At 44.3% G+C, this 13,465-nt stretch carries 8 protein-coding genes; all 8 read right to left on the bottom strand.

All coding sequences use genetic code 11. The features are described 5' to 3' along the window. Positions 1-47 precede the first annotated feature (47 nt). Positions 48-1,046, bottom strand: a complete 999-nt coding sequence (locus AB3N00_RS01920) for an NADP-dependent oxidoreductase (protein WP_413033043.1) — start codon at positions 1,044-1,046, stop codon at positions 48-50. 164 nt (positions 1,047-1,210) lie between these two features. Beyond that, positions 1,211-1,969: an SDR family NAD(P)-dependent oxidoreductase gene (locus AB3N00_RS01915; RefSeq protein ID WP_413033042.1), complete on the bottom strand. Its 759-nt coding sequence runs from the start codon at positions 1,967-1,969 to the stop codon at positions 1,211-1,213. Between the two features lie 439 nt (positions 1,970-2,408). Continuing rightward, positions 2,409-4,688, bottom strand: a complete 2,280-nt coding sequence (locus tag AB3N00_RS01910) for a beta-glucosidase (protein ID WP_413033041.1) — start codon at positions 4,686-4,688, stop codon at positions 2,409-2,411. 19 nt (positions 4,689-4,707) lie between these two features. Then, positions 4,708-5,940: a PTS sugar transporter subunit IIC gene (locus AB3N00_RS01905; protein ID WP_413033040.1), complete on the bottom strand. Its 1,233-nt coding sequence runs from the start codon at positions 5,938-5,940 to the stop codon at positions 4,708-4,710. Between the two features lie 210 nt (positions 5,941-6,150). After that, complete coding sequence (locus tag AB3N00_RS01900) at positions 6,151-8,610, bottom strand: GH39 family glycosyl hydrolase (RefSeq protein WP_413033039.1); 2,460 nt, start codon at positions 8,608-8,610, stop codon at positions 6,151-6,153. A 661-nt stretch (positions 8,611-9,271) separates the two neighbouring features. Continuing rightward, positions 9,272-9,727 (bottom strand): DinB family protein, encoded by a 456-nt coding sequence (locus AB3N00_RS01895; RefSeq protein ID WP_413033038.1) that lies wholly within the window; start codon positions 9,725-9,727, stop codon positions 9,272-9,274. A gap of 373 nt (positions 9,728-10,100) precedes the next feature. Further along, positions 10,101-10,991 carry a GNAT family N-acetyltransferase gene (locus tag AB3N00_RS01890; RefSeq protein WP_413033037.1) on the bottom strand — a complete coding sequence of 297 codons (891 nt, stop codon included), beginning with the start codon at positions 10,989-10,991 and terminating at the stop codon, positions 10,101-10,103. Then, positions 10,988-13,225: an S-layer homology domain-containing protein gene (locus AB3N00_RS01885; RefSeq protein ID WP_413033036.1), complete on the bottom strand. Its 2,238-nt coding sequence runs from the start codon at positions 13,223-13,225 to the stop codon at positions 10,988-10,990. Before AB3N00_RS01885 ends, AB3N00_RS01890 begins: the two co-directional genes overlap by 4 nt. Positions 13,226-13,465 lie beyond the last annotated feature (240 nt).

The raw sequence follows: 13,465 nt of genomic DNA, 5'->3' as shown, positions 1-13,465 counted from the left end.
ATCTTTTTTATGCCTCATTTTTCTTGTTCCTTCATCAACTTTTTTGATTAGAAGGTCACGATCACTTTGCCTTGGGAGTGACCCGTGGACACTTTATTCAACGCCTTTTCAATGTCATCAAACGTATAAATTGAATCGATTGAGGGCTTGATATTTTCTCTTTCTACAAGGGCTGTGATTTCTTGCAATTGGCTTCCACTGGAGTGCACAAATAGAAAACGATATTCATTTTGATTCTTTCGTGCTAAAGAATCCAGGCGAGCACCGACGAGACCAAACAATGCTCTTTTCCAGATCGGAAATTGATTATCTACTGCAAAGCGATGATTGGGTCCAGCTTTCAAAGAAACCAATTTCCCATGTGGTTTTAAAATGCTCAGTTCAGCTTTGACTTCATCAGCACCCAAAGTATCGATCACATAATCAATACCGGACAGGATTTCAGCATAATTCTCTGTTTGATAATTAATGAATTGATCCGCCCCGATCGATAGTGTACGTGCTCTCCCTCTTTCGCTGCCACTTGTAATCACCGTCAAACCCATAGACTTGGCGATCGGGATGGCCATCGCACCGAATCCTCCGGTTCCTCCGGGAATGAACAGCTTTTTGTTCGGCTCGGCTCGCAGTACATCATGTAATGCCTGATAAGCAGTTAGCGCAGTCAAGGGTACTGCAGCAGCTTCAATAAATGATAAATTTTTAGGCATCAGGGATAAAGCTTCTTCATGCACAGCTGCATATTCAGCAAAAGCACCAATTTTATTAAGCGGCAACCTCGTATATACTGCATCCCCCACTTTAAAATTTAAAACATCACGACCAACGGCTTCAATAACGCCAGATAGTTCATTGCCTAAAGTTAAGGGTAGTTTATAGTCAGCAATCATCCGAACGCTGCCGTTCATATTCATAATATCCAGTGGATTTACACCTGCAGCTTTTACTTTGACTAGGACCTCACGGTTATGGATCTGTGGTATGTCAATTTTATTGATTTCCACTTGGATACTTTTAGAATACCTCTGTATTTGAGCTGCTCTCATTTCAACATCCTCTTTCCGTGCTAATAGAGTAAGAAAATGGAGCACAATATTTAGTTGTACGCCAGTTTCACGCTTTATTTTAGTTTAGTACCTCTTACGACTTTAATTCTTCTCATGTATTCCCCCAATCGGGCATACCTCATCATTTGTAATCTTCAGATGTATTAATTCAATTCTGAAATCACTGGGTAGATTGGGCCTCTTAGATGGAAATCATAATTCTGATCTACAATCCCAATTATCACTTCGTTATGATCATAAAGTTCGATCATGAAGCCTGCCATCTCCTTAGCCGTATGGTACTTTGGCATATTTGCTTTGTAATCAAACTCTTCAGTGTCCAGTGATTTATTCACAAACTCCGTTTCCGTTATCGCTGGTGCGAGAATCTTTGCTTTTAGTTTTGCACCTTTCAGTTCCAGTTCTTTGGCAAGACCTTCAGTAAAAGCACTAACGTAGTATTTTGATGCAGAATAAGCAACACTGCCTACAGCAATAGCATATCCAAGTGCTGAAGATACATTGATTAGCTGGGTGCCTTCGACATCTGCATAATCTCGCACATACAGAGTAGAAAGGATGGTCAAGGATTCGATGTTAACACGCAACATAGTCTCCACTTTATCCAAACTCTGATCAGCAATGAATGAGCCTTCTCCAAGCCCTGCGTTATTGATCCACGTCTCGATTTGATATTTCTTCAGATCGTTATACAGTGTGTACGCATCTGCTGTAACAGACAGATCACTTGAATGAACAATGACTTGTAATTCGGCATCAATGTTTTGAATGGTTGATTTAAGCTCTTCCAATTTATCCAATCTTCTGGCTACCAAAATCAGGTTTTTGCCACGTGCGGCAAATGCCAATGCCGTTTCATATCCAATCCCTGAACTTGCTCCTGTAATCACTGTGTATTTCATCATATTCTCCCCTTCATCACGAGCTGATTAAATTTCAAAACTTTTTAGAATGATCGTTCTCTAATGTTCAAAAAAATATTAACTCTAACTGGCTTTTAGCATATCATTTCTAGAACGAACAGTAAAGAATTATTTACACTTTGTTATATCCACATCTCTTTAGGGAGCTTAGTTAAGAACTGACTAGGGTAAAAGTTTAGTCTATTGACAATGGAAATTTCCCCTTAAAATCTGTAACCAATCCCTAGGTTTGTTAAATACCAGTATTTCAACTTATTTTCTTACCAAAAAAGGAACACATTTTGGGACTTGTATCAGGACAAGCACTTGCACCATTAAAAAATCATGCGAAACTAGCGACTTTGTATGGCAATATGTTGTGGCCCTAGTTCAAAAAAAAAGGAAAAAAACCATCTATAACAGATGGTTTTTAAAAATATTAAACATTCCGCGCCTTCTCGACACGAGCGATAAGATCGTGGATGACTTCATCCGGCGACCGTTCATTCATCCAATTTTGACCAAACATCTGGAACAATTTGACCACAGGGAAGTCTTCCCAGAATCCAACGAATTCCTCGTTTAGATAAACCTTGTCAGTGACATGCTTGTTCATTTCATCCAGACACTGTTCTAGTATCGTTTTTGCCGCAGAATCGCTCAACCATTCACTGAGCAGGCTGAACTTGTGGAACGTTATCTCTTCCTTTCCGAAGTTGCAATACAAACGTTCCGTGATCCGGATGTCTCTGGATGAGCTGCCCAGTGCAATTTGGAAAAATCCACTCTCCGCAACCCAACGGCTATACTTGGTGTTGTAATATGAGAAATCTCTCTCTTCAAGCTCAAAGACGATTTTTCGTTGTTCACCCGGCTCAAGCTCGATTTTGGCAAAAGCTTTTAATTCCTTCTCCGGGCGGGTCCAGCTGCATTCCTCATCATGCACGTACAATTGGACGACTTCCTTCCCTTTTCGCTTGCCCGTGTTTTTTAGTTGAAAGGACACCGTAACACCTTCGTCTCCTTGAGCTACTTCGAGGTCCGTATATGAAAACGAAGTGTAAGATAAGCCATGACCGAAGGGGAATTGTGGTGCCAGTTCTTTGCGGTCATAATATCGGTAGCCTACGAATAGGCCCTCGCGGTAATAGAGCTTGCCGTTTTCTCCCCGAATCCGCATATGGGACGGGTTATCCGACAGCTTCACGGGGAAGGTCTCGGATAATTTGCCTGACGGGTTTTCCTGTCCGAACAATACTTCCGCAATCGCTCTCCCCATCCCTTGGCCCGATAACCAGGAATGAATAACACCAGGCACATGCTGCACCCATGGACGCATGACAAGAGCGGAGCCACTGCTTGTCACCACGATGCACTTCGGCTGAACAGCTGCAACTGCCTGAATCAACTTCACTTGATGCTCTGGAAGATCGATGCTCTTCAAATCGTGCATCTCCGATTCGGCATACTCCGGTTGACCAACGAACAGCACCGCCACATCGGAATTCATGGCCAAAGATACACTTTCCTCGATCAGGTCTTCTTGAATGGAGTCATCCTCCGGGTATCCTTCGGCATAGCTCATTTTAACTGAGGCTCCGGCCAGTCCCTTTATTTCATCCCAAGGGATATCGACTCTTGTTGGGGTTACCTTGGCACTGCCTGCCCCTTGAATTCTGGGCTTCTTGGCAAACCGCCCAATCACCGCAATCGAAGAAATCGATTCCTGCTGCAGCGGTAGAATGGCGTTTTCGTTTTTCAGTAGCACAATACTTTCAGCCGCGGCTTTACGTGCAAGCGCATGATAGTTCTGGTCTTCGTATGATTCCGTGGCCGTGGATTGCTTGCCCGTCACCCGTTCAACCAGCTTCAAAATGCGGGCCACACTCCGATTCAGCTGTTCTTCAGAAAGTGTTCCGTTTTGAACGGCTTCCACGATCGCTTTGGTATTATAATTGGCAGGTCCTGGCATTTCCAGATCAAGTCCAGCTTTCAGCCCGCGTATCCGGTCATTAACAGCAGTCCAGTCGGACAGGACAACGCCCTCGTAACCCCACTCTTCTCTCAAAATGTCATTCAATAAATGTTCGTTCTCACTTGTATATGTTCCATTCAGCAAGTTATAGGAGCACATGACCGTCCAAGGATCGGATTTTTTGATGATACGTTCAAAAGCGCTCAGGTAAATTTCGCGCAGCGTCCGCTCATCAATTTCCGAACTGGTCACCATTTTCTCAAACTCCTGATTGTTACCTGCAAAGTGCTTGAGGGAAGCGCCTACCCCCTCACTTTGGATGCCGTTAATGAAAGCTGCGCCGAGTTCACCCGTCAAACATGGATCTTCCGAATAGTACTCGAAGTTCCTCCCGCCAAGCGGTGTCCTTTTCATGTTTACTCCTGGCCCGAGCAACAATTCCACGTCCATAGCCTTTGATTCACGGCCCAGCGCTACGCCGACCTCATGCAATAATTCCGTGTTCCAAGAGGAGCCAATCGCAGATCCTGTTGGATAACAGGTCGCGGGAACATTCTCTGTTGTGATGCCCATTTCTTCGTCACTGTTCGTTTTACGAATCCCGTTTGTTCCGTCATACATATGAACGGGCGGGATGTTTAACCGCTCAATTCCTTTTGTCATCCACATATTTAATCCCGCGCAGATCGAGGCTTTTTCAATAAGAGTCATTTCCGCCAGCAATTCATTCATCGCTTTATTCATAATAATCCATCCTTTTTAATCAGTTTTGTTCCTGTTCCTTTTTCAGTTCTTGAGCATCATACAGTTTGAAAAACGGGAACCAGACAACGAATACAATCAGCAGGATCACTGCCAGCAAAATGAGTCCGTTGAAGCCGGACATAATGTACGTAGACAGACCGATTGGCGTATACCACAATTGAAAGATTTGGCTCGGAATTCTTGCAAAACCCATATCTAACGCCAAATACACAATAATCGGTGTGATCAGTCCGTTGATCCACATCGGTACCATAAGAAGCGGATTGAAAGCAATCGGTGCTCCGTACACAACTGGCTCGTTAATATTGAACAGGGACGGGATAATGGTTGCCTTGCCGACAGACTTCAACTTTTTCGATCTGGCCAGCAGGAACCAAACGACGAGTGGCAAGGTAGCTCCCATTCCCCCAATACCAAGCCAGCCGGAGAAAAAGGTTTCGAAGGTATTGATATTGACTGGATCTTGCCCTGCCGCGACGAGAGCAGCGTTCTCTTCGATTGCGGGTATCCATATGGCGTACCAAATCGGTGTCATGACCCATGGACTTACGCCGAAGGAATACAGCACAACACCAATGAAATTAAACAAGACAAACCCAGTCAGGCTCTGCCCCATGGCATTAATGGGTTCGAATACGCTTACGATCAGTGCAAAGATATCAAAATGAAGCTGGTATACGAGCAGCCATCCCGTCGTTAACACCAAAGCAATCGGGACAAGAAAATCGAACCAGTCCATGATGAACTCGGGAAGAGAGGATCCTTTTTTAAAAAACGAAAATTTATTGCATACGTTCATGACAAGTGCAACAAACACCCCCACCAGGAGCGCCGTAATCATGCCGGATGGACCAAATCGTTCAAGGATAAACTGAATGGTTCCATCTTCATTCACCGTCGGGTTAAGCAGCATAACGAACAGGGAGACCCCCGACATGCCCGCAAGCAGCTTAATTTTGTGGCGATCCCTTTTTTCCATGACTACATATGGCGTCAGAAAAGCAATAAACAAACCCAACAAACCAAAACTGAATGTTGTTATAGGCGTCAGGTCCGGCATTCCCGGAATGAAATCCTGTAAAATCGAAATTAAGGTAATGATCGAACCGATAAAGATCATCGGAATAGCGACCATAATCGCTTCTTGAATCGAAGAAACCCAAATATTGTTCGTAAACGCCTCCAATCTGGGTGCAAACGATTCTGTCATCCATTTCATAAAACGCTTCATCCAAACTCCCCCTACTTTCCTCTTAGCTGCTACAACCCTAGTATAAAGTTATATGTTAACGCTTTCTTGTCGTAACTTGCCGCATCTTGGTTCGTTTTTTGTCCTCTTCATGCCTATAGTTCTATCATGTCTGCTTGGGCTTGAAATAAACAACAAAAAACATCCCTCCCTTACGGAAAGGATGCCTTGAGTTGAAAATTTCACAATCATTTAATACTGCCGTTCGAGTATAAGCAGCGCTACACCATGCGGCGGGAGCAGAATTTCTTTGCGCCAATGTTGATCCTGCACAATCTCTGTTCGGATTACCGGACCGCTTCTGCCGTTTAGATATGAGATCTCTTCTTCAGTCAAAAAATTGGGTGATCCCATGCGGATCCACTCGTCAAATACCGATCCGTGCTCCCGATCCAGTCGATACGTGGTGCATTTATACGTTCCTGTGAGACTATGTAGTTTGAGATCGAATGCTTTGTCTCCTTTCTTCTCAAACACATCATAACGGGCTGAATCAGATAATTCCGACCAGTCTCCACTTGCAAACAGCTGATCTACGTGTACGTAATGATAGAACAGGAATTGCATGCTTCCATCACTTTTTCGAGTACCGAGATAACCATTTCCTTGAACAAGCAGCTCGTCCCCCAACTTCTGCATTAGCTCAAACGCATAATACGCCGGCTTTTTCAGCCCGTCGCGATTGATCAGACCAAAACCTCCATAGAACGGTGAAGCCGGAACGATGCTTTCTTCGAAAACGTCAGTAAAGGACCAGAAAGCCATCGCCTTTAAGTCACCAAGCGTATTCATGGTGTGGTAAATAACAAACGGGGCCATAAACATCGTATCGTGGAGCAAGTTTCGGTCATACAGTGAAAAATTCCACTCTGTCACATGAAGCTCAACCTGTCCGTACGATGACGCATTCATTTTTTGACGTAAACGTTCAATGCTGTCTTTATAAAAAGAAGGAGGCATGATCTTGGTCAGACGATCTTCTTCAATTTTGAGTTTCGGATACTCCGAATAGATATGGAATGAAAAGAAGTCTAAGGGTACTTCTCGCTTTTGGCAATATGCCAAAAACTCTTCAGTCCAAGTATCGTTCCAAAGGGATCCGTAACCCATGGCAGGGCCTCCCGTCTTCAGTTCGGGCAGCAGCGATTTGATGGCACGAACGGTGGATTCATAAAAAGCGAAGTATTCTTCCTTGCTCCCTGCCCAACATACTCCTGCCAAGTCTGGCTCGTTCCACACTTCGAAATACCACTTCTTCACTTCTTGTGCCCCATATCGGTTTAAACAATGACGAATGAATTCACACACAAGTGCTTCCCACCGGGCGGGATCGGATGGTGGACTGATATTCCCTTTCCACCGAAATACCGTATCAGTGGACCTGGCAAGTAGACTCGGCATGAAACTTAACTCCACAAATGGCCGGACCCCCTGATCCAGAAGAAAATCATAGAGCTTGTCCACGTAGGACCAGTTGTAGACTGGCATTCCGTCCTCATTCTCGCTGTACACCATCATCTCATCATTAAATATGCCGTGAAACCGGATGTATTGAAACGGGATTCGTTTTCTTATTTCGGACAGCTGCCCCCGCCAATCTTCACGCAAACCTTCTGCAGCTCTGCCAGCGGTCATGGTGATGTTCCAGTGCTTTTCATAAGCAACTGTAGTATGATCTTTCTGTATCTCGATCACGTGTTGCTCTTCCATCTGGGGTTTCGAGGATGGGAGCAACGCCTGCTCCGTTTCCGTTTTCACATCCAGATACCGATACAGCGATCCCATCGCGTTTAACGTGTCCATCTCATAATAATCCCCGCTTGAAGATTCTTCGTACGTTTTGGGTTTTCGGTTCTGATTCAGTTTCTGGTATTCCGGCGCGAGCGACACTTCGCGGTATGAACCTGGCGTGCAGCCGTACTTTTCTTTGAAGTATTTGTTGAACAGCTTCACATTGGCGAATCCGCAATCCAACGCGATTTCCGAAATTTTCTTCTCGCTCCCTGTCAGTTGGGCCTGAGCTTTCTCCAGGCGAATGAGCGTTAAGTACTTTTGAAAGGGAATTCCGATTTTGTCGGTAAAGAAATGGGAGAAATAATGCATGCTCAAATGCTCGGAAGCCGCCATATCCTGCAGCGTAATCTTCTCATTGTAGTGGCTGTCAATGTAAGCGAGGACCCTGTTCAGCCTTTTATAATCGTACTCCTTGCTGCTCTCCTCTGCCTCCAGCTTCGTCCCGTCGGCAAAATATCGCAAAAGGCATCCGCATAACGTCTGCAGTCTTCCTAACGTATAGTTTTGATAACCCTGCGTTTTTTTGTTGATTTCCCATACCATTTGCGCAAGGTTTTGTTTGATGCTGGTTAAACGTAATTCATCTCCAACGTTATTCAGAGCAGAATTGCAGGAGATAAACGCATTATTGTTCAGCAGCTCCGGACCGAATTGCAACGTCAGAAGCACATTGTCATGACTGGTCCGCTCAATCTTATGGACAGACATACTGTTTACCACAACAACATCATCTTCATGGAGCGTGTACTGCCTTTGATCCAAATACATGATGATTGAGCCATGCAGGACATACACAATTTCAACTTCCTTATGCCAATGAAAGTCAACATGTTTCACGCTGTTCACAAAGAGCTTCATGGGTAGGTCGTCCTGATGCTGTATAAACTCGTACAAATAACGAATTGACTTCCCCTCCCCTCGTAATGATTAATATAAACGTATCGTTTGCAGGAAAACATATTCCCAATGAGTCATAGTCAATTCTTTCCCTAGTTAATCCGCTTTAGTCGGGACCTAATTCCCCACTTCGTCAAAATACCGGATATGAGGTATATAAAAGAAGTAGCTCCAAACATTTTAAAAATACTCGGGGTCATCGTCATATATAGGCTGATAGGAAGTGACCAGAGAAATGCAATAAACATAAGTGATGGCTTTTGGATAATGGATGCTAACAATGCTAAACAAGCTGGAATAAAAAGCGAAAATAACGTGCTTATTATAACATCAATCTCCGCACGTTCATGAGTGTAAGGATTGAATAAAACTAATATAACCCATAGTATCATGGAGCAAATTGAAGAGATTACTCCAATACGTTGTCCTGTTCGCATTCCCATCCCTCCTGTGTTACTTTAGCATAACTATGTTAAATACAAAGAATTCAGCAAACTATCCTGCCCGTAAAAAAAGAGAGGGGGCAGCTGCCGCAGCAAACTGCTCCCTTGATACGTTCAACTAACGTTTCCCGTTAGTTGAATACCAATTCCATTCAGAGTAATGGGGATTGTCAGGCCTGTTAGAGTCTCGCGAACGTGATGTAGTCGATTTGTACAGGCTCTACCGATTCGATCCGAAGTACCCGGTTAATCTGTCCCCGGTGATATTGACCATGTAAGAGGACTTGCGACAGGATGTCCCTGACGGACGTTCGGAACGGATCCCCGCTCTGGTTCGCATAGTCGATCATTTCGTCCAAATCGGATTCCTGGAGCCCTTCGATATAGACGCGATATTGCTCGGCGTTTTCTTCGAACATCGTCCGGATCTCCGTCAGGTCTTCCGCTTCTTCCCATAACGTATATTGCGCGCTGGCCTTACCCTGCAATCGGGAGAGCCAGACTCGTTCCGCGATCGCGACATGCCGAACCAGCTTCAGAAGGTCCTTGTTCTTCGTCTCACTCTCCTCAAGCGCGTCCAAGATGCGTCCGTTCGCCCAGTACAGGTGATCCATCATACATTTGATCGTCTTCATTTCGGTTTCCCCTCTTCTCTCATCGATTGCTTGAACAACTGCTTTCCTCTAGTTTAATCATTTGAAAGAACGAAAAAAACATTTATTAACATTAAAATTCACCTTCATGAGATCACCATTATCTGCATTTTATCATGCGTTTAATTGTTGATCTAACTTGCCCATTAGGACAAATAAAAAGCCCTTCTGACCCACTCTGATTTGTCTCATGTTTCCCATTTACTAAAAATCGTTCAGAGATTTAACAGCTACGCACAGATCATGCCGGATAGTCGATTGTCCATTTCCCTTCTTGGTCGAGGTCCGCGCTTACCTCTTGTTATAAAAAAAGTTAAGCCGAGGCTTAACTTTAGGAGTAAATATATTGTTAATTCTAATCAAGCGTCTTATGTGTTCTCCATAAAATTTCTTCTTTAATATGTTGAGAACAAACATGTTTCTTAAGAAATTTCACCATCGGTTGATTTTCCGCTTCCACAAAGAAGATCAATTCTGTATAAACCGGATCCGTTGCCATCCTCCGGCTTGCCTCTGCCAGTAATGCTACACCTCTGGCCATACGCTGAAAAGGATTACGAACAAACATGGTTTTACATAGAATGGTCTTGTCGTCAAAAGGTTCGAAGATCAACCAGCCCACAACCGCGCCATTGTGGCGCAGAATAACACTTCGGCCTTTGTCGATCAACTCTTCATCTGCAAACGGGTCCAAAATTGAGGGGTACCATTCTCCAACCCCCACTTTAATCCGGTCCCGCTCCTCAGACGAAATTGAATGGAAAGGACTCGTTGTAAAGCTTTCAGGCAGAGATAAGCGTTTTACCCAAGAAAACTCTTGTGGTACCTGTAAGGATGAACTGTATACATAAATACCGGGAACCGGAAGATCAAAATCGCAAGCTTGGAAAAAAGGCGATAACATGGTTTGATCCCTTTCACTCCTCAGATATTCAACATTCAGTTCTTGAACTCCCGCCTTCTTTAGTAATAGGCAAAGCTGATTCATTAATGCTCGACCAATTCCTTGCCGGCGAAAAGCCTCGTCTATATAAAAATCTAGCAGCTTTGCCGGCCGCTGAGAAACAGCAGGAAGGTGGATTAATGAAATTCCTACCGGCTTCCCTTCGATTAATACGCCCAAAGCAGCGTAGAAATGCGGCATTTGCTTAAGGACTGAGCGATGCTCTATGGAAAGATACGCGTGAAATTCGTTTGGAATAGCCCTCTGAAAGATAACAAATTCCAAACGGGCTGGCTGGCTCAATCCTGGATCGCGGGAATAGACACTTCCCACTGATTCTGATCAAAGTTGTTTTTCGCGTAATCTTGATATCCGTTAAGAGTTACTCGGAATCTTCCGGGGGATGCAAAGCCATATCGTGTGAAGGCTTCATCTGTCAGTAAGATTACTAGCTGATTATTAACCAAGGAGTAATGATAATCTGTTTCCGGACTACTAATATCTAACATGTTCCCAGTTAGAATCACTCTATTTTCTGCTGTGAAATCCCCTGTAGATGAATATTCCAATGTAGGACTGCTTACCGAGCCGAACGGAACGGAAATAGGTTCATCAAAATCCAAAGTAACTTTGCCGTTATCATAGGTAACATCTGTTACGGTTGGTTTCTTCTGATCAATCGTAACGGGAAGCGTAACCTCTTTAGATTGATCATTTCCCTCCTCGTGAAGTGTGAATACAAGCTGAGTGCTCACTTCCGATATAAGGTTAGAAGGAATAATAGACAATCCGTCTCCATTTGGAGCAATCGACAGTGCATTTGAGCTGGAAGTGATACTTACGCTGCCCAGCACATGATCCTCCGCATCGATAATATCAAAATCGTTATCTTCGACATTGTATTGGAAGTTCTCTACCGTTTCGCCCCGTTTTACCTGAATTAAGTTTTTAATGCTGCGCTTGTTATAGTTTTCTGGATTTGGTGATACAGATAATGTAATCGGTTCATTAACTTCTAACGAAGCATTAACTACAAAAGAAGCATTCGGTGCTAGAGACAATGATAGTGTGGATTCATTATTCTCTGTGTATTGGATTTTGTATTCGTTAATTGACTGGGCTTTCTTCCCGGATAACGTGCGAAGAGCATGTTCCTCGGCATGAGGCTGATATGAGATATACAGGCTATCTTCGACTTGCACCGGGTCATGAAGTTTAATGATTACTTGGTTCCCAGAAATCGTGACATCCTCATTTTCTAATGGAATAGGGTAAGGTACATCCCCATCTAGGCCTTTAACAACCAGATCTGAGGTAATGGTATCCCAATCCTCGTTAGAGGCAGTCGGTTTATGGGCTGGGTCCAACTTCTCCTCGTAATTCAACACAATCGTGCTCGCATCCGAGAACACGATTGAAGTTGTCTGAATTGTGTTCTCTACCAGTTCAACCAGTTCAATCGACGCGGTCGAAGGTACGGAAACATTGCCCGCTGCATCAACCGCAACTGCCCGGTATATTCCGGCAGCCAGTCCCTCAGTTGAAATCAAGGTTTGGGAATTGGCTGCCGTAACGGTTCCCTTGACAGCAAGATGCTCTGTCACTAATGTGTCCAGCCCAGATACGTTCGCTGGAATGCCTTCAAAAGGCACCAAATAAACAGAACCCATTTCCGTGCTCGTTACACTTACGCTCCCGCCAACCGGAACAGGTATGGATGACATGATGGCCACGGTTGGAGCTAAGCTATCGGTTGGAGCTGCCGGGCTCCCAGAGCTGCCGCTGCTGCTTCCGCTGTTTGAGCTGCCGGAGGTAACCGGAGTCGTTGGCTCAGGCGTTGTGCTTGGAGGTGCTGGAGTTTCCTGCTCCTCGGACTGCTGGTTCGCGATATCCTCTTTTATTTTTTGCTGGGCTGACAGAAATTTACTGGCCACCAAAGCGACCTGTTCACGACTGGCATTGCCTTGTGGGTTAAAGGTGCCGTTGCCGTTTCCATTAATCAGTCCAAGCTCAACGGCTACTGCTACCGAATCTTTAGCATAATCTGCGATGGAGTTTGCGTCCGTGAATGTTAACTGCGACCCTTTACCGACTGTAATATCGGAACCCGCAGTATAGCTTAACGATCTGGCAAACAACACTGCCATATCCTCCCTGGAGAGATTTTGTCCCAAGCCGAAGGTACCGTTTCCAAGTCCCTTGATTAAACCTGCTTTAATAGCGGCTTCAACATATTTGTAGGAGTAGTTGTCTACCGGAATATCTGAGAAGGTCGGCTTTACAGGCGCGCTGTCCACATCCAGACCTAAAGCTTTGACAAGAATGATGGCGAAATCCTGTCTGTTTATTTTGCCGGTTGGATCAAACTTGCCGTCACCTTTCCCACTGACAATTCCGGCCTCGGCCAGCTTCAGAATGGCATCTTTGGCATACGAACCATGGATATCGGTCAGATCCGTTGAAGCGAAGGCAGGCTGGATGCTTGAACTGAGCAAAGCGGTAGTTGTCATGACTTTAAAAAGTAGTTTCTTCTTCAAATTAGTGCCCCCTAAATGTGCCTGAAATAAACCATTCACTCAAAGAGTGAAAAAACGTTGCTTATTAAATTTCGACATTTTTCTCCAAAATTTTTATATGTAAAAAAAATAAATTTTAAAAGAGCAGTGGGTCCATTTAAAACACTGCATTTTAAGAATAATTCTGCAACATTGCAGCCATACGATACCAGTGTTATTGCAGCATGCCGCTCAGTTTCTACCGCAATATTGGCTATTGGA

The sequence above is a fragment of the Paenibacillus xylanilyticus genome, assembly GCF_047246825.1.
In the GTDB taxonomy this organism is placed as follows: Bacteria; Bacillota; Bacilli; order Paenibacillales; family Paenibacillaceae; genus Paenibacillus; species Paenibacillus xylanilyticus_B.
Note: the sequence above shows the minus strand (reverse complement) of the source record. Positions and strands in the feature narration are given on the sequence as shown.